The organism is Sporosarcina sp. QA0331, from assembly GCF_055808055.1.
On the sequence record NZ_CM147850.1, the window covers coordinates 3,596,257 to 3,612,972 of the forward strand.

Annotated in this window: 19 protein-coding genes; 9 read left to right on the plus strand and 10 right to left on the minus strand. The window is 44.5% G+C overall.

All coding sequences use genetic code 11. From position 1 onward, the window contains the following. Positions 1-51: 51 nt before the first annotated feature. Positions 52-1,026, minus strand: a complete 975-nt coding sequence (locus AC0L13_RS18250) for a Rieske 2Fe-2S domain-containing protein (protein ID WP_473642138.1) — start codon at positions 1,024-1,026, stop codon at positions 52-54. Positions 1,027-1,208: 182 nt separating this feature from the next. Between AC0L13_RS18250 and AC0L13_RS18255 the strand changes: the two genes are divergently transcribed. Together AC0L13_RS18255 and AC0L13_RS18260 are read left to right on the plus strand one after the other, a co-directional pair. Beyond that, the gene (locus AC0L13_RS18255; protein ID WP_473647121.1) at positions 1,209-2,525 is read left to right on the plus strand and encodes a solute carrier family 23 protein; all 1,317 of its coding nucleotides are present in this window, start codon (positions 1,209-1,211) and stop codon (positions 2,523-2,525) included. Positions 2,526-2,548: 23 nt separating this feature from the next. Next, complete coding sequence (locus tag AC0L13_RS18260; RefSeq protein WP_473642140.1) at positions 2,549-3,019, plus strand: hypothetical protein; 471 nt, start codon at positions 2,549-2,551, stop codon at positions 3,017-3,019. Here the strand turns inward: AC0L13_RS18260 and AC0L13_RS18265 are convergent. The 6 genes from AC0L13_RS18265 to AC0L13_RS18290 all read right to left on the minus strand — a co-directional run bounded on the left by AC0L13_RS18265 (position 3,011) and on the right by AC0L13_RS18290 (position 7,617). Further along, entirely contained in the window at positions 3,011-3,205 is a 195-nt protein-coding gene (locus AC0L13_RS18265; protein WP_336824712.1) for a YwbE family protein, read from the minus strand. The two genes, AC0L13_RS18260 and AC0L13_RS18265, sit on opposite strands and share 9 nt — an antisense overlap. A 2-nt stretch (positions 3,206-3,207) precedes the next feature. Then, positions 3,208-3,813 carry a methyltransferase domain-containing protein gene (locus tag AC0L13_RS18270; RefSeq protein ID WP_473642143.1) on the minus strand — a complete coding sequence of 202 codons (606 nt, stop codon included), beginning with the start codon at positions 3,811-3,813 and terminating at the stop codon, positions 3,208-3,210. A gap of 109 nt (positions 3,814-3,922) precedes the next feature. Further along, a complete protein-coding gene (locus tag AC0L13_RS18275; protein ID WP_473642145.1) occupies positions 3,923-4,711 on the minus strand; it encodes an ABC transporter permease in 789 nt (262 codons plus the stop codon). A 1-nt stretch (position 4,712) separates the two neighbouring features. After that, on the minus strand, positions 4,713-5,489 hold the full coding sequence (locus tag AC0L13_RS18280; RefSeq protein ID WP_473642147.1) for an ABC transporter permease: 777 nt from the start codon (positions 5,487-5,489) through the stop codon (positions 4,713-4,715). Next, positions 5,486-6,466 carry an ABC transporter ATP-binding protein gene (locus AC0L13_RS18285; RefSeq protein ID WP_473642149.1) on the minus strand — a complete coding sequence of 327 codons (981 nt, stop codon included), beginning with the start codon at positions 6,464-6,466 and terminating at the stop codon, positions 5,486-5,488. Before AC0L13_RS18285 ends, AC0L13_RS18280 begins: the two co-directional genes overlap by 4 nt. A 119-nt stretch (positions 6,467-6,585) precedes the next feature. After that, on the minus strand, positions 6,586-7,617 hold the full coding sequence (locus AC0L13_RS18290; RefSeq protein WP_473642151.1) for an ArsR/SmtB family transcription factor: 1,032 nt from the start codon (positions 7,615-7,617) through the stop codon (positions 6,586-6,588). 316 nt (positions 7,618-7,933) lie between these two features. Between AC0L13_RS18290 and AC0L13_RS18295 the strand changes: the two genes are divergently transcribed. The 5 genes from AC0L13_RS18295 (at position 7,934) to AC0L13_RS18315 (ending at position 12,202) form a co-directional block, all read left to right on the plus strand. After that, the gene (locus tag AC0L13_RS18295) at positions 7,934-8,500 is read left to right on the plus strand and encodes an RNA polymerase sigma factor (protein WP_473642153.1); all 567 of its coding nucleotides are present in this window, start codon (positions 7,934-7,936) and stop codon (positions 8,498-8,500) included. Beyond that, on the plus strand, positions 8,478-10,058 hold the full coding sequence (locus AC0L13_RS18300; RefSeq protein WP_473642155.1) for a DUF4179 domain-containing protein: 1,581 nt from the start codon (positions 8,478-8,480) through the stop codon (positions 10,056-10,058). Before AC0L13_RS18295 ends, AC0L13_RS18300 begins: the two co-directional genes overlap by 23 nt. A 134-nt stretch (positions 10,059-10,192) precedes the next feature. Further along, on the plus strand, positions 10,193-10,708 hold the full coding sequence (locus AC0L13_RS18305) for an RNA polymerase sigma factor (protein WP_473642157.1): 516 nt from the start codon (positions 10,193-10,195) through the stop codon (positions 10,706-10,708). Continuing rightward, positions 10,689-11,831, plus strand: coding sequence for a signal peptidase I (gene lepB / locus AC0L13_RS18310; RefSeq protein ID WP_473642159.1), 1,143 nt, complete (start codon positions 10,689-10,691; stop codon positions 11,829-11,831). The genes AC0L13_RS18305 and lepB overlap by 20 nt, the downstream gene beginning before the upstream one ends. A gap of 38 nt (positions 11,832-11,869) precedes the next feature. Beyond that, positions 11,870-12,202 (plus strand): DUF4288 domain-containing protein, encoded by a 333-nt coding sequence (locus AC0L13_RS18315; RefSeq protein WP_473642161.1) that lies wholly within the window; start codon positions 11,870-11,872, stop codon positions 12,200-12,202. Positions 12,203-12,247: 45 nt separating this feature from the next. Here AC0L13_RS18315 and AC0L13_RS18320 read toward each other — a convergent pair whose 3' ends face one another. Then, positions 12,248-12,391: a hypothetical protein gene (locus tag AC0L13_RS18320; RefSeq protein WP_473642163.1), complete on the minus strand. Its 144-nt coding sequence runs from the start codon at positions 12,389-12,391 to the stop codon at positions 12,248-12,250. A 137-nt stretch (positions 12,392-12,528) separates the two neighbouring features. Here AC0L13_RS18320 and AC0L13_RS18325 point away from each other — a divergent pair, with 137 nt between their 5' ends. Then, positions 12,529-12,975 carry a MarR family winged helix-turn-helix transcriptional regulator gene (locus tag AC0L13_RS18325; RefSeq protein ID WP_473642165.1) on the plus strand — a complete coding sequence of 149 codons (447 nt, stop codon included), beginning with the start codon at positions 12,529-12,531 and terminating at the stop codon, positions 12,973-12,975. A 2-nt stretch (positions 12,976-12,977) separates the two neighbouring features. Continuing rightward, positions 12,978-15,629, plus strand: a complete 2,652-nt coding sequence (locus AC0L13_RS18330; protein WP_473642167.1) for an MMPL family transporter — start codon at positions 12,978-12,980, stop codon at positions 15,627-15,629. Positions 15,630-15,709: 80 nt separating this feature from the next. On the opposite strand, the gene AC0L13_RS18335 is transcribed toward AC0L13_RS18330, so the two are convergent. Further along, complete coding sequence (locus AC0L13_RS18335) at positions 15,710-16,267, minus strand: GNAT family N-acetyltransferase (protein ID WP_473642170.1); 558 nt, start codon at positions 16,265-16,267, stop codon at positions 15,710-15,712. Positions 16,268-16,379: 112 nt separating this feature from the next. Next, positions 16,380-16,715: an NIPSNAP family protein gene (locus AC0L13_RS18340; RefSeq protein ID WP_473642172.1), complete on the minus strand. Its 336-nt coding sequence runs from the start codon at positions 16,713-16,715 to the stop codon at positions 16,380-16,382. Position 16,716: the final 1 nt, after the last annotated feature.

Below are 16,716 nucleotides of genomic sequence, written 5' to 3' on the forward strand. Positions count from 1 at the left end.
TGCAAAAGAAAAAAGGTGCTGAACAGAAACAATCTGTCCGGCACCTTATTATTATGCAGTTCCTAATTCTACGCCAAGTTCCTTCAAATACTGTCTGTACGCGATGCTCATACGATCGCATACTAATGATAATTCCACTTGCAAGTCAAGAGGCAGTTCTTCTGGCTTTTGATTTTCTACGATAGGCTTGTCCTGCGCGAAAATCTCATCTTGGAATGTAATGATCGCTTCGTCTGAAAGGCCTGTTTCATAATTGAAAGACAAAATGCCATATGCAACCGAGCGTTCTTCATCAATCGGGCGAACAGTCAATAAAATGGTCATCAATGTATCGTTTTCTTTGTCCCTTTTCGTGAAGCTGACCGTGAACGGACGATGGATTTCATATGTGTAGTAAACATATTTCGGAATGCCCGAACCGTCTGGATCTGGTTGGAAGATCGCAATTTCATCCGAAAAGATACGGTCCCCATCTTTATTCACTTTGTAATCCATCACTTCACGATGCGTTTCCGTTCCCAATGCGCCGACATGTACGACAGCAAGATGACCGACATCGAGAAAGTTTTCAATAATCCGTGGCGGCTTCGCAACAACTTCCTGCGGCCCCCAAATGACGTTATGGTAACTATTATCCGCCATCGGTTTGTAGTCGAAAATCTCTGGTTCATTCCCGGCAAAGTTTACCCATATGAGGCCATATTTCTCGATGCAGCTATACGAAATGGCTTTAGCCTTTTTAGGTATTGCGCGTCCTTCCGGCAATTGAGGAATGTGCACGCAAGCGCCTTTATCATCATACTCCCAAGCGTGATACGGGCAGACGAGACAATCGTTTTTCACTTCCCCTAAAGACAAAGCCGCCCCGCGATGGATACATAAATCTTTGAATGCGTGAACGCCTTTGCTGTTTCGGAAAATGGCAAGCCTCTCCCCCATTAAAACGACTTGGATCGGCTTTTCCTTTACGTCTTCAGATCGACAAGCAACAATCCAATCTTCCAACAATACTTGATCTTCTACCATTTCAACTTCCTCCCGACTTGTTATCGTATATTCATTTTACTCAATGAACAAAGGAAACGTCAATACATAATCCGAATGATTTATATACAACCACCAAAAATAATTCGGTTTTTATATACAAAAATATGTTTTTCAACTATAATTCAATTTAAATAAGCCAACACACGAAAGTGGGGAAAAGAATTGTGGAAAAGAATGATGGGAACGGCATTATAATTGGCGTAAATGATAAAGTACGAGCGCCAAAAGCATTCATCCTAGGATTACAGCATGTACTTGCAATGGATTTGTATATTGCTCCTATCATCATTGCGGGGCTGCTTTCATTAACAATCGAAAATACAGCATTCTTCATTCAAATGTGTTTTTTAGCGACAGGAATCGCGACGTTGATCCAGACTGGGGCGGGCATCAAAATGCCTGTCGTTCAAGGCCCTTCTTATGTACCAATTGGTGCTATCGCGGCAATCGGTGGAAAGCTGGGGCTTGGCGCTATTGCGGGGAGCTTGATTCCCGGAGCCATCCTTGTCGCTTTGCTAGGATATCCTCTAAAATGGTTTGCCAAAGCAGTTAGAAAGGTAATCCCACCATTAGTCGGCGGGACCGTTATCATCATCGTCGGGATTGCGTTAATGCCGATCGGGTTGAACAATATTTTTCTGGCGGAAGGTAATATCGGAGAGAACATTATCGTTGCTTCTGTATCGGCTGCGATCGTCATCATTTGCATGCTACTGGGGCGTAGACTTGGAGGACTCGGTACGTTTTTCCGCCTTGTATCAGTTATTCTTGCGATTGTAGGTGGAATTATAACGGCAAGCTTCTTTGGAACGGTCGATTTCAGCCCTGTCAAAGAGGCGGCATGGTTTTCGCTGCCGACATTGCTGCCGTTCGGAAAGCCAATCTTCGACATGGGCGCCATCATTTCCATGATATTTGTTTACTTGATCATCTTAATTGAAACGACAGGAACATGGTTTGTTGTTTCTTCCGTTACTGGAGAAGAGTTGGATGAAAAACGACTGAATCGAGCTTCCGTTGGTGAAGGCCTTGGCTGTTTCGCAGGTGCGCTCGTCGGCAGCACGCCAATGACTGGTTATTCTTCCAATGCAGGGCTGCTCGCCATTACAGGGGTCGCAAGTAGGACCGTCATTATGGTAAGCGGCGGGATTCTCGTCTGCCTCGGACTTGTTCCTAAACTGTCAACAGCGATCACATGTATTCCGGAACCGGTCATTAACGGCATCTTCGGCATCGTCTGCGTCGCAATCGTTACAAATGGCATGAAAGTCATCCAGCCGATTATGATCGACGACCGCAACATGATGGTCATCGGGATCCCTATTTTATTGACGATTGCGGTTACAGTCTTGCCGAAAGAAGCACTCGCAGCTGTACCTGACTGGGCGAACTATATTTTATCTTCTGGCATTACAGTCGGCGCGTTGGCGACTGTGCTGTTGAACTTGATCATTCCGCTGAATAAGGCGAAAGAGTAGAATAGGAAAACCGGCGAAAGACAATGGACGTCCTTTCGCCGGTTTTTGATATGTGTTGGATTATTCTTTGGTCGCGCGGTGAGCTGCTTTGGTCGCGGAACCTTTCACTTTGGACGTGCGGCGGCCCGCTTTGTACGCGGCACCTTCGACTTTGGACGCGCGGCGGCCCGCTTTGGACGCGGAACCTTTCACTTTGGACGCGCGGCGGCCCGCTTTGGACGCGGAACCTTTTACTTTGGACGCGCGGCGGCCCGCTTTGGCCGGGGAACCTTTTACTTTGGACGCGCGGCGGCCCGCTTTGGACGCGGAACCTTTTACTTTGGACGCGCGCGGCCCGCTTTGGACGCGGAACCTTTTACTTTGGACGCGCGGCGGCTTGCTTTGGACGCGGAACCTTTTACTTTGGACGCGCCGCGGCCCGCTTTGGACGCGGAACCTTTTACTTTGGACGCGCGGCGGCTTGCTTTGGACGCGATTCAAAAAATTTATTCTAAAATATCGCTTACCCTTCCGACTTGCCCGTCTTCCAACCGTACTTTAATGCCATGCGGATGGAAGCTTGAGTTGGTCAATAAATCCTTGACGACGCCTTCCGTCTTTACGCCGGTGCGCTGATCCTTTTTCAAAATGACAGCGACTTTCAATCCCGGCTTCACATCACTTCGATTACGTCCATCCATCTTTACGCTTCCTCTCTCTTTTGAAAAATACTTTGCACGACATGGGCTTGTCCTGTATGAAGCTGTCCCTCTTTACGGGTTACTTCTCCAACGTAAAAATGTTTGATGAAATATCCATTAAACTTTTGCAGAATATCCGCCGGATCCGCAAGCATTGCCGCATCACGCGGTCCGCCTGTACCATAACGAAGCTGCTCCTGCGTATATAATTCGCTTACATAAAAGCCACCTACTTTTAGCGACTGTTGAACACCTGCCATCGTTCTTTCCATGACATCCGGCGGCAGATGGCCAAAAATATGGACAATCGCATCCCATTGTTCCGTTTCCCATTCTACGTCCGCCAAATCATGCAGTTCGGTCTTCACGGTAACACCGTGTTCAGTCGCCAGTTGCTGTGTCTTATCGAGCCCAGCTTGCGCGTAATCCCACGCTGTCACATCATGGCCGAGAGAAGCTAAATAGACGGCGTTGCGTCCTTCCCCTTCCGCGATGCAAAGCACTTTTCCTTTCGGTAAGTCTTGCGCCGCTTCTACGACAAAAGCGTTCGGCTCTTTTCCATATACATATTCTTTTGCAGAAAACCGTTCATGCCAAGAATTTGTCATTACTATCCGCCCTTTTTCGAGTTAATTCCTACAGTTTATCATACTGCAAATACTTCTCATGCAAATAAGCCCCTGATGAGATAACCCCATCAAGGACTCGAACAATACTTCATTCCAAATCCATCGTTCCTTTCACACGCGCCAAGTATTCCGCATAAACAATCAACAGCAGGCTGATGGTGAAAAATACGCATCCTAACAGGAATTCCTGAGTCAAAAGCGTCGTCATTTGAGAGTAATCACCATTATTGACGATGTCTTTTGTTAATCGGACCCCCCGCGTTAGTGGAATAAAAGCTGCTAATTGTTCCAACCACCCCGGCATGACGGAAAGTGGATAATTCGCGCCGCTTAACAAAAGCAATAGACTCGCAAGCAAGTTGGACCATAAATGCATCGACGGCGACCACAAGCAAAATGTCGCAATGATCAATCCCAATCCACAGGCGGAGAAGATGGAGACGAGCCAGATCACGAATAGTGACAAGAAAGCATCCAATGGAATGGAAAGCCCGAATAGCAAGATGCCGAACACCAATCCAAGCACTGCAGTGAACGCGCCGTTTAGCACATGAGCAAGTGATCTGGAAATGAAGAGCGATGCTTTGTTCGAAGGTGTGCTCATGACGAGCTGGAGCGTTCCCATTCCCCGATCCGATGTAATGACGGACATCATGCCGAAGACGGAATTCATCACACAGAGCAGTAACGCATTCGCAGCGATGTACCCGGCCAGTCCTTCTCCTCCATAAACATAATTCACGAGAACCGCGAAAAAGAGCAGCTGGCTTAACGGATTCAATACCATGACGAATAAATAAACTTTCGGGTCGAGCCAACCAAACAATGCCTTATAAGATAGGACGCTATGCCGAAAAAATCGCTGTACCGCCGCCATTTCAATACACCCCCAATTTCCCGTTAATGCGGGCTTTATTCTCAACAGCCCGGTAGCAGAAATACCCGAATACAACATAAATCAGTACAAGGGCAAGCAATGCAGACAAGGGCATTGTCACCTCGGAAAACGTGGCGTTCTCTTCAGTCGTCTTGCGCAGCAATTCGATTGCCCAAGTTGGCGGCAGCAGATAGGAAATCGGCTTCACCCAGTCAGGTAGAATTGCAATCGGGAAAAGAAATCCGCAAATGAGATAGATCGGATATTCGATGAAATTCATTAATGCATTCGTTTGGCGCGATAGTGTAAACGCAAGCGACAGGAAAAAGGAAAAGACCGAAATGGCAATCAAAACAAAAACGAGCGAGCCGAAGAATAATAAAGGTTGCACAGCCGGTACTTCAATCCGGAACAATAGCACAAGGTACAGAAACGCGATAGCCATGGAAATCAAACCCCATATCATATTACCGATAATCTTCCCGATCAGAATGGCGGCAAACGAGACAGGCGCTACGAACAAAAGCTCCAATGTCCCATAAAAACGCTCACGTTGCACATCGCTTGCCGATGAATAGACAATCGAAGACCAAAGAGCCATGAAGCCTGACCCCAACACAACATATTGGAATAAACGATCAGGAGAAGAACTCCCATAAATGAAAAAGGCCAACGTCGCCAAAAATAACGGATTCACGATGATGATGAACTTGAACATCGGACGGGCGATTGAAAGGCCCATCTGCACTTTCACCGTATGAAGCAAGGCTCGCATCATTGCGCATCCCTCCCGACAAGTTGCACGTAGACATCCTCAAGTGTCGGCTGCATAATGGCTAAGTCCGAAATTCTCGACTCATCCACTAACTTATAAATTTCGGGGATGACGGCTTGCGGCATCTCGGTTTGCAAACGGACAGTCGTCATGATGTCGTCTTGTTCGTGCTTCATATGTCGCACATGCGGAAGCCGGGATAGTTCTTCGATCACGCTTGCATCCACGCCAGTCAGCTTGCATTCAATGATTGACACACCAGCTGTTTGCCGTTTCATATTCTCCGGCGTATCTACCGTGATCAACTCTCCCTTGTCGATGAACGCAATCCGGTCGCACAGTTCGTCAGCCTCATACATATAGTGTGTCGTCAGTAAAATGGTCGTCCCTTGTTCATTTAACTTCAATAAAATATCACGCAGCTTCCTTGAACTGACCGGATCCAATCCTATCGAAGGCTCATCAAGGAATAGGATATGGGGACGATTGATAAGGCCTCTTGCAATTTGCAGACGTTGCTTCATCCCTTTTGAAAACGTCTCAACTCGTTGGTGTGCAACATTTTCAAGCCCTACAAGCTCAAGTAATTCCAAAATGACGTTCTTTTGTTCCTGCCGAGGGACTTTGTATAAATCTGCAAAGTAAGCAAGATTATCATAGGCAGACAAACGCCAATATAAATTCCGCTCCCCGCCTAGAATGAAATTGATATGAGGACGCACTTTCATATGCTGCGTGACAGGGTCCATCCCGAGTATTGAAATCGTCCCTGAATCAGGGATGAGCATTGTCGTCAAAAGCTTGATCATCGTCGTCTTCCCCGCCCCATTCGGACCGAGCAAACCGAAGATTTCCCCTTTATTGATCGTAAATGAAATACCCTTTAACGCCTCAACTTCCTTTTTCGTTTTTTTAAACATGCCAACCTCTGTTTTATACACCCGTTTTACGTTAGAAACAGTGATGACAGTTTCACTCATACAATTCCCTCCTTATATTAGATGAACATCTTATTAGATGATTGTATTATATAAAAACTATTTGTCAATGAAAATAAAAAAACGCAGCCACTATGGACCACGCTCTACAATGCTATATGTTATTTTCCTAAAAACGTCCTTACGCCAGTTAGCAGCTGGTCAACCTTATCTTTGTTGCATGTAAAATACTTAATGTTGCCCACTTTCTCTTCCTGCACTAAGCCCGCTTTTTTCAATAGTTCAAGATGGTGGGAAACTGTGGCGGTCGTAATTCCTAAATACTCGGCAATCTTAGCCCCATATTCCCTCTGACCCGACAATAAACGCAATATCCGTAAACGATTCCCATCAGCCAATACTTTCAGCCGAGATTCCAACTCTTTGCTCGTGTCCATAACATCTGACAGCGGAACCGCACAACCGTAAATTACGATGCAAACTTCAGGATTGAAAAGCCGGATACGTCCGGGCGAACTATATAAAGACGGTATGAAGTAAAACATTTTGTACTGACTTGTCCGCCTGAACGACTTACCCATAACGTATTGGGCGAGTGCAAGAGGCTCCATGGAAATGGACTGCACATCCTGCTTTGATTTCCCCACAATCGCCTTTTTTTCATCCAATGCCTGGCGAAAGGAGTGTGACGAATCGATTTCAAGTAGAAGGGACGAAAATCGGCGACGATACTCCCGAAGATTCATGAAGAATTCAATGACAGCCTCACGCTTTTCTTCCGTATCCCATAAAATCGTTTCCTCATATGTCGTCAAAGATGCAGGAGAATCCAGCAACGATTCGACTTGCGACAACGGAATATATTCAGAAAAGAAATCGTAAACATACGCCGCATCGCTTAAACGATCGACCGCATTAACGAAGTCCCGCGCGTCATGGAAATAAGGGCATGGCAACAGAAAGTTAAGCAACGGAGAAAATCCAAAGCAGAGCGTTTTGGGCCACGTTGCAATAAATTCCTTTGCCTCGTCTGATAACTCCGCCATTACGTTTTTCCCGTCGACTTCAGCACATTCATTCTTCTTTTCACCCATTAATGCCGCCATTAGAGATAGCGCTTCGACAACCGGGGAATGTAAATGTTCAACCACTTCCACCGGCTTCCTCTGTATCTCTTCCTTCTCGAATGCCACAGTAGGATCCTCTCCCTTCTTAAAAACGCGTATTCCTCACTGTTACTTATCTATCCATTATAACAGGACAAGGAATAGCGAGCGAATTGGCCATATATGTAACGGCTTTCCATCCCGGCAACTACGTTATCACCGACCTTATCGAGTTTATCACCGACTTTGACCGCTTTATCACCGATTCGCCCCTATTTACACTCATTATGAAGAAAAATTATAACAAAAGTTTATGAACATGAAATTCCCCCCTGAGTAAACCCGTTATACTATATGAAACACAAAAAGACATGCGCATGTCCGTTTCAGTTAGGAGGTCACCATGGAAGACGAACAGCGATGGATCCAACAAATATTGGCTGGCGATAAACAAGCCTATGCCAACATAATCGATAAATATAAAAATCAACTATATGCGACCATCTTGCGAATGACTAAAAACCCGCAAGACGCCCAGGACCTCGTTCAAGATGCTTTCATCAAAGTGTACCGCAATCTTGATAAATATGATGCCAACGGTTCTTTTTCTGGCTGGCTCTACCGGGTCGCGATCAATCATTGCATGGATGAATTCCGGAAGAAACGTTATTCGATGACCCAAATCGAGATAGACGAAGAAAGAGTAGTCGAACCGAATCATCCTGAATTGGTTTTTCTGAAGAAAGAGAAAAGCCGCCAATTAGAACGGCTGATCGCCACGTTGCCCGAAGATGAACGACTCATCATTCTTCTCCGTTATGTGAATGAAATCAGTTACGAGGAAATCGGTGAAGTGATGGAAGTGCCTACATCGACAGTTCGCAATAAACTGCATCGGGCTAAGAAAAAGATGAGAGAAACTGTGAAACGTGAAGGAGGCTATTTTCATGAACTGTCCAACGGCGGATAAGCTATCGCAATTTGTAGATCAGTTGCTACCTAAACAGGAGATGGCTGAAATTGAAGCGCATGTACAGTCATGCACGTCCTGTGGAGAAGTTGTTAATGCATTTCAAGAGGAACAGCGCTTTATTGAAGAAACGTTGCAAACACCTACCTTAACTGAGAATTTCACGGATTTTGTATTGGATCAGTTGGAGCCGTACGGGAAATCGAAAAAACAGCGCAAAGTCGTTTGGAAACAAGCTGCACTTACTGCTGCAGGTGTTGTTTTGGCAATCGGCATCGGAGCAACCGTCAACCCTGCCTTTGCTCAATTTATCGGTGGACTGTTCTCTTCCGACCAAGTCGATAAAGGGTTGAATTTAGCTGCGGAGGCTGGGCTTACGCAACGGGTTGATTTGCAAGTTGAAGATCAGGGACTGACGTTTGTTGTAGAAGATGTCATTGCCGACTCTTCAAGGGTGTCGCTTTCTTATAAAGTGTTGAATAAAAATGGAAAACCGCAGGATACGTATTTAAACATGGCGGATTCTGAAAACGACATAACTGCCACCGACCAAAACGGGAACGAGTTGGGTGGATTAGGAACAGGCTGGCAATATGGGAGCGATTACGGTAACGTCGAATTCTCTCTACGTGATCAGGACCAAATAGAAAAAATGACAATTCAATTCAACTTAGTGGAGCTTAATGGCGTAAAAGGAAATTGGCAGTTGGAAGTCCCTGTCGATTTGAATGAAACCCGCAAACTGACAAAAACGGCGGATTTGAAAGATGCAACCGCCATCCATCATGGTGTCCAAATCGATTTGAAAAAACTGCAGACAGCCCCTTCTTCCACGGAATTGTATTTCGAAACTACTTTTACAAAGGAAGAACAGGCTAAGTTTGAAGAAGCAAAGCGCAAGTTCGAGGAAAAGTTCGGAAAACATAGCATGGATAATCTTGTATTTGGCAATAGTTCCGCGATTGAATACCATATTGAAAATCAAGATGGCAAAGTGATTTATTCAACAGCGCGCGATACGAATTCAGAGACCTCAGGCATGCTTCGAGGTTCAGGCGAGGATCTAAGTACATCTGGGGGCACGGCTTGGATTAATTCATTCGTACCAATGAATGAAGACCAACTGACCTTTGTACTGGATGGCGTCCATAAAAAGGATCCGACAGACTTCTCTGTAACAATGAAACCGAAAGACATTAAAAAGCATCCCGTGTCTATCGACTATAAAGGATATCATTTAACAGTCAAAAGTGTGAAAAAGCCGCTATTCGGCGAGGATAAATCTGTCATCATCAAAATGGAAGGCGGTATGGACTCTCTTGATGCGGACTTCGGCAGCTGGATCGCTGTAGATGGTAAAGGCAATAGCTACCCTGCCACCTTCAGTGGCTCCATCTTGGATGAAAAAGATGAAAACGGCCGTCATATAGCAACAATGGACTTGCAATTCGACGGTTTGGAAGAAGTACCAGAGGAATTGACATTGTATCTTGTTTCAATGACAAGTTACTACCCTGTCGAAAAGCAATGGAGAGTTCCGTTGCTTGGCGAAAACTAAACAATATTGTATAGACCGCATTCACACATCTTCAAAAGTGTGGATGCGGTCTTTAGTTTGAACTATTAGTATATGATTTATGTAAGATTCGTTACCGATTTTAAGAGAATGCATCTAAGTAAGTAATAAGAGAGGTGAACGATTTGTCGAGTGAAGCATGGTTTGATGAATATTATGATGCTATCTATAGTTACATCTTCATGCTCGTGAAAGATTCCCATACAGCCGAGGATTTGTCGCAGGAGACATTTATAAAAGTTATCCGGAATGAACATCAATTCACAGGGGACTCCCTCGTCAAAACTTGGATTTTCCGTATCGCCTACACGACGACGATGAGTTATTTCAGAAAGAAGAATCCTATAACGTATTATTTTGATATTTATAGCGCAAAGCATGAACGATCGTCTGAGGATGTTGTCCTTCTTAACTCACAGCAGAAGCAATTTTACGAAGCGCTCAACCAGCTAAAGCCAAGTTATCAGCAAGTCATTATTCTGAGGAAAATCCAAGGGTTTTCGACAAAAGAAACGTCGGCCGTCCTTAATTGGTCGGAAGGAAAAGTGAAGATGAGCCTATCGAGGGCACTTGCCGCGTTCAAAGAAGAATTAGAGAAAGGTGGTTTTACGAATGAAACACTTATCCGATGATGACATTGCGCAAGAGTTGGAAAAGCTCGGTAGTGCGTTTGAACCGACTCCTATACAAAAGGAGAAAGTTCGTCATTCACTTTACCAACCTGCCCATTCTAAAAAGAGGTTCCGCATGAATTCATTGCTGCCGACCATCGTTTCACTTTTCGTTCTCTTCTCAGTCGGCATCGGTCTGTATGTGGGTATTAGCGAATCGGGAACAAAGAATGTAACAGCCTCATGGGAAGGCGTTTTACTGCAACAAACTAGCCATACAAGTCCAACAAACTATACGTTCATTTTCGAAAAGGATTCTTTCACAATCGAGGATTATTTTCTCGATATAAGTCACTTTCCTAAATTGGATAAAGAAAAGGCGCTCCGCTTTTATAAAATAAATGAACCGACATTAGTGCCTGGAAAGTATTCCAACTATACCGTTAAGCGTAATGGTGATTTGTATACAATTACAGCAGATGAGTTCACTTATACTTTAAAACAATTCGGTCCGCGAAGATTTGCTGGAGAGGACGGCATCGAATATTCAACTGGGACATATTTGGATCAAACAGAAGTGATTACGGATGATGTAACGCCGGAACGTTTGGAAACCGCCCCACAAAATGAACATACATTTTTGATTGAATGGGGAGCCGATTCTATGGATAGAGGAAATCATGATTTCAATACACTTGAACATGGGCAACTTGTCGTTTCGACTGATTTCGATGAGCTTCAGCGGGGGCAACCGGTTTACTATCATACGCCGTCTTCCGTCATTGCCAAAAATTCCGCAGTTCCTGACATGTATATTGGAAGAGTCGTCGGATTGCCCGGTGAAACGGTCGAAATTAAAGGCGGCCAAGTGTATATCGACGGAAAAAAGCTTGATACGTTTTATGGTAAAGCAACAATGAATGGCTTGGGCGAGGAAGATTATTTCAATAAGACTCCACGCAGTGCGATTGTAAATGAAAAATCAACACGAGATTACTTCAATCTGGATATGGCAGCTGTAACTGTAAAGGAAAATACGGTGTTCATTCTCGTAGATCAATGGTGGCGAGGATACGATAGCAGCGAGTATGGTCCTCTGCCGATTGGAGAGATTGAAGGAATTATTACAGGCACTGCTGAATGATGTAATACAAGTAGAGGAAAAGACATTGGGGGATATTCATGAAACTCTATTCAGTCAAGCTGCTGTTGGAATCGATTGTAATACCAAATGAAAACTCATCAAAAACGTTTGAGGAAACGATTGTGTTACTCCGGGCGTCCGGTCAGGACGGTATCGAAACGAAAATTCGTGGCCATTTCGTGGATCTCACATATGAAAATGCAGTTGGCGGACAGACGACCTGGAGTTTTGTCACCATTCTCGACGTGTTTGAACTAGTTGACCACTTTGATGGAGATGTTGACTTCAAGGAAGTGTACAGCCGCTTCTTACCGTTTGATGAACTCATAACAGCGAGCGAAGTCATTGAGAGGTATTCATTGGATAAATAAGCGGAGCAGTGCCAAATTGGCTATCTGCTCCGTTTTTTCATGTCGTCACCGGCGCATCCAGATAAAACCTATAGAAGGGATGAAACCGCCTGATAAGCCTTCCGAACTTCCTGAAGCAACACCTAAACCGCCTAATATCCCCTTCAAACCGCTTGAAGTAACACCAAGACCGCCTGATGGTACTGCCACGATTTTGTCACAATCCTCTTGCGCCCTTCCCTATCAAGCTTTCTACCGTCCTACCCTGCCAAACGACATATCTTATCCATTGACGTTAATTAGTAGACCCCCTAAACTATGTATATTAGTTGAGGGGGTCTACTATATTGAGAGAGAAACTGGAAGAAGCAATTGAGTTGTTTCAGGAAGTGTTAATTTACGGATCCGAGCATGTTGTAAAGTCGGTCAATGTCGATGTTTGGGATGAATACTCGCCTGAGCAGATTCAAGTGCTGAAAATACTTTCAACGCAAGGTCCCTTATCAAATGGAAAGTTGGCCGAAATACAAGGGGTGCATAAGAGCGCTATTTCAACTCGGTTAAAGAAGTTGGAAGAAAAAGGGCTTGTTGCCTCCGATAAGGATCCGAATGATCAACGTGCGAAAATTGTACAGCTCACCGCTTCTGGAGAAGAAGTTCTCCGAAAGTCCGATGAAGCCGTCTATGAAAGTATCGAGAAGCTGTTCGTCGGAAAAGTGGAGGAACATGAGATTGATACGTTCGTTAACACGTTTCGGAAATTGAAAGATATTTTACATATGAAAGGAATGTAAGTATGAAACATGTGCTGAAATTCAAATGGCCCATTTTTATCGGGATTATCGCGCTTACTGCGATTTTGTTCATCTTGTCTCCTGACCTAGCGAAACAAGCAGAAAACGCTGGTTCGTTCCAGTTGCCGGATACGGCGGAGTCACAGAAAGCTGCGGACATACTGGAGAAAGCAGGTGCTTCGGAAGATACGATATCGCTCGTATATGCGCTCGACAATCCTGTCGATGACGTATTAAAGAAAGATGTATCTGCAGTGGCACAAAAGATCCAATCGCTCGGGAAACCGGTGAAGGATGTGCTTGATCCGTTTGAAAATGAAGATATGGAGAAACAACTCGTTTCAGAGTATAAGAAAACGATCCTCGTTCCGGTCACAGTGGACGGAACACATGAAGATATCATTGAGCTGGCAGATAAAATCCATGCAGACATTCTGCCTAAGAATGAAACGGTCTATTTGACAGGTGAAGCGATCATTAATAATGACGTCAATATTAGCGCGCAAGAAGGGCTAAAAAAGACGGAATTGATTACAGTCGTTCTGATCTTTGCTTTATTACTGATTGTATTCCGCTCGATCGTGACACCTTTCGTTCCGCTATTGGCGGTTGGGATTTCGTATTTGCTCAGCCAATCGTTCGTTGCATTTTTCATCGATTGGTTCGGCTTCCCTGTTTCGAACTATACACAGATCTTCCTCGTGGCGATTTTGTTTGGATTAGGAACGGATTACTGCATCCTCTTGCTCAGCAGATATAAAGAGGAATTATTAGCTGGCCATGAAGTGGAAGATTCGATAGTAAACACATATAAAACGGCGGGACGCACATTATTCATCAGTGCAGCTGCAGTGTTCATCGGATTTGCAGCGATCGGATTCGCAGACTTCCCGATTTTTAAATCCGCGGTTGCAGTTGCAGTCGGGATAGCCGTTCTACTGCTCATTCTTTATACGGTCGTGCCGTTGTTCATGGTTTTATTGAAAGATAAATTATTCTGGCCTTCTAAAGGGGCTGCTTCCCATAAAGACAGCAAAATTTGGATTGCTTTCAGCAAAGTGTCGGTTGCACGGCCGCTCATTTCCATGCTAATTGTGGCTATTATTACAATTCCGCTTCTGTTGACGTATGACAATGACTTGTCGTTCAACACAGTCGATGAAATTGATGATAGCAAAGAGTCTGTCATGGGGCTGAACCGGATTTCCGAAGCGTTCGGTGAGGGGGATTCATTGCCAGTCCAAGTCATCTTGAAAAAAGATACGAAGATTGTAAATGAACAAGACGTCACCTATTTGGAATCAATCAGCAAAGACCTTGAGAAAGTCTATGGCGTCAAAGGCGTTCGCACCATTACCCGCCCGACTGGTGAATTAATTGAAGACTTGTATGTCGATCATCAAATTGCGCTGATGGCAGATGGGTTGACTGAAGCAGTCGACGGCCTTGCAGAAGTTCAAAACGGGCTTCGCCAAGTGCAAGGCGGATTGAATGAAGTTACAGGACAATTGCCTTCAGGTTCAGCTTCCTCAGGAGGAGCAGGATTGCGCCAGGCTGCTGGCGGCATTAAGCAAATCAACGATCAGTTGGCACAAATTGCTGGCGGACTTGAACAAGGAATGCCTGCTGCACAAGCTGCCGACGGTTTGAAAGCGTTGGGAACCGAGCTTGGCAAAGTTAGCAATAGCTTGTATGGCGCTGCGAATCAGTTAGACGGAGCAGGCGGTCAGATGGGCGAGCTTGCTGGTGGTTTGACAGAGCTTGCTAATGGTGTAGAAGCAGCTAACGGAGGTCTTGGCGAGATTCATGAAGGACTTTCCGATCTTGCTGATATGATGAAAGATATGGGAGATACGAAGAGCGTCCGGGATACAGGCCTGTTCATTCCAAAAGGAACGCTTGCAGAAGAAGAGTTCGAACCTGTCATTGAACGATATACGATCGATGAGGAAACGGGCATCATCCTTGAAGTCATCCTTGAGCAGGATCCGTATTCCCGCGAAGCGATCGGGACAGTGGAGGATATCGAAAACACGCTTCACAGATCTGTCATCGGAACTCCTTTCGAAAAAGCAAATATTGCATTCAGTGGGATTTCCGTTATGAATGCCGATTTGAATGATATTTCAACGAAGGACTTTACACGAACTGTGACGATTATGCTCGTCGGCTTGTTCATCGTTCTATTCATCCTGTTCCGGTCAGCAATCATGCCAGCGTATATGATCGGGTCATTGCTGCTCACTTATTACACATCGGTTTCCATTACAGAGCTCATCTTCGTCAACGGACTCGGATATGATGGCATAAGCTGGGCAGTTCCGTTCTTCGGCTTCATTATGCTAATTGCGTTAGGCGTCGACTATTCGATCTTCCTACTCGACCGATTCCGGGAAGAAAGCATAAACGGGAAGAACGTCCGGGACGCTTTAGTTACATCCATGGCGAAAATGGGGACGGTCATCATTACCGCAGCGATAATTTTGGCGGGCACATTCGGTGCGATGATGCCATCCGGCGTATTGAGCCTCGTGCAAATCGCGATGATTGTTATTACCGGATTGCTGTTGTATGGTTTGATTATCTTGCCATTGCTCATTCCTGCGATTACCGTATCGTTCGGACGCGGAGTTTGGTGGCCGTTTAGAGGTTAAATGAAAACAGAGCAGGAAGGCAACGGTGCCCTTTCTGCTCTTTTTCTGTTTATTTTTCGCAATTAAACAGTTCCAGTTTATTAAGCATTTTTTCTATCCAGCCAATCTTCCCTCGTCATCTTCATATTAATTGAATCAATCCATACCCCTTCATACTCTAAATCGTTTTCATCGATACTGACAGGCACAAAACCGACCTTTTCATAAACATGCTTCGCCCTTGGATTAAAGTCGAACACACTTAAGGTCAATTCATGAAGTGTCGTATCTGTAAATATGTAATCAACGATAAGTTGCGTTGCCTCCGTCCCGAACCCCTGATTCCTTCCCCTTGGCCCAATAAGTATTCTGAAATTCATACTATGATTCTGTTCATCGTATAAATTGACCACTGCCTCTCCCACTAAGATACCTTTAGATCGGTCAACAATCGCAAGATCCAAGCGGTCTCTTTGTTCATTTCTCGTATTGTACCATTGGAGAGTTTTCTCCCACTCAAAATCTGAACTGCTTCCTGTCAGTTTGATTACCTCGGGATCCAGTAAGCATTCTTTAATAAAATGAAAGTCTTCATCCTTAAAAGGTCTGAGAATAACTTTCTTTCCTTCTAGCATTGGTTTGTGACTTAGATCTATCATTTATTCTCACTCCATTAATCGTTGACTTTCCAAGCCCGTCATTATTTTTAACTCAATTAGGTCATCTATCATCGCACCAGCTCATTTTGTAGAGCGAAATCGAAATTTCAGCCTATACAGTGGATATTATTGCTTCATTTTTAACTTCTAAAATGTATTCCTTCAAGACGTGTTCCCGTCCACCGTTTTTCGCGTACCATTTTTTTATATGCTCCACATGAGCATGATCATTTCTTATCTTAGTTTCAATTTCCACATAATCCTCATAACTGTCATATTCCCAAATAGCAAAAATCTCGACAGTATCGTCATCATTTTCCTTCATCCAACGACCGATTAACCTGGAACCGTGTTTTAGCTGGTTAGGCAAGTTGGTTTTATTGAAATGTTCATTAAAGATTTCGACAAACTCTTTTTTTACAATATAAAACTTTCTTCTATAAAACATA

Excerpts from the sequence above, each read along its gene's own strand:
- AC0L13_RS18295 (WP_473642153.1), top strand. The coding sequence starts at position 7,934 with ATGGAAGACGAACAGCGATGGATCCAACAAATATTGGCTGGCGATAAA.
- AC0L13_RS18270 (WP_473642143.1), bottom strand. The coding sequence starts at position 3,813 with ATGACAAATTCTTGGCATGAACGGTTTTCTGCAAAAGAATATGTATAT.
- AC0L13_RS18265 (WP_336824712.1), bottom strand. The coding sequence starts at position 3,205 with ATGGATGGACGTAATCGAAGTGATGTGAAGCCGGGATTGAAAGTCGCT.
- AC0L13_RS18335 (WP_473642170.1), bottom strand. The coding sequence starts at position 16,267 with ATGATAGATCTAAGTCACAAACCAATGCTAGAAGGAAAGAAAGTTATT.
- AC0L13_RS18285 (WP_473642149.1), bottom strand. The coding sequence starts at position 6,466 with ATGAGTGAAACTGTCATCACTGTTTCTAACGTAAAACGGGTGTATAAA.
- AC0L13_RS18260 (WP_473642140.1), top strand. The coding sequence starts at position 2,549 with ATGGACGTCCTTTCGCCGGTTTTTGATATGTGTTGGATTATTCTTTGG.
- AC0L13_RS18280 (WP_473642147.1), bottom strand. The coding sequence starts at position 5,489 with ATGATGCGAGCCTTGCTTCATACGGTGAAAGTGCAGATGGGCCTTTCA.
- AC0L13_RS18275 (WP_473642145.1), bottom strand. The coding sequence starts at position 4,711 with ATGGCGGCGGTACAGCGATTTTTTCGGCATAGCGTCCTATCTTATAAG.
- AC0L13_RS18250 (WP_473642138.1), bottom strand. The coding sequence starts at position 1,026 with ATGGTAGAAGATCAAGTATTGTTGGAAGATTGGATTGTTGCTTGTCGA.
- AC0L13_RS18340 (WP_473642172.1), bottom strand. The coding sequence starts at position 16,715 with ATGTTTTATAGAAGAAAGTTTTATATTGTAAAAAAAGAGTTTGTCGAA.
- lepB (WP_473642159.1), top strand. The coding sequence starts at position 10,689 with ATGAAACACTTATCCGATGATGACATTGCGCAAGAGTTGGAAAAGCTC.
- AC0L13_RS18330 (WP_473642167.1), top strand. The coding sequence starts at position 12,978 with ATGAAACATGTGCTGAAATTCAAATGGCCCATTTTTATCGGGATTATC.
- AC0L13_RS18315 (WP_473642161.1), top strand. The coding sequence starts at position 11,870 with ATGAAACTCTATTCAGTCAAGCTGCTGTTGGAATCGATTGTAATACCA.
- AC0L13_RS18300 (WP_473642155.1), top strand. The coding sequence starts at position 8,478 with ATGAACTGTCCAACGGCGGATAAGCTATCGCAATTTGTAGATCAGTTG.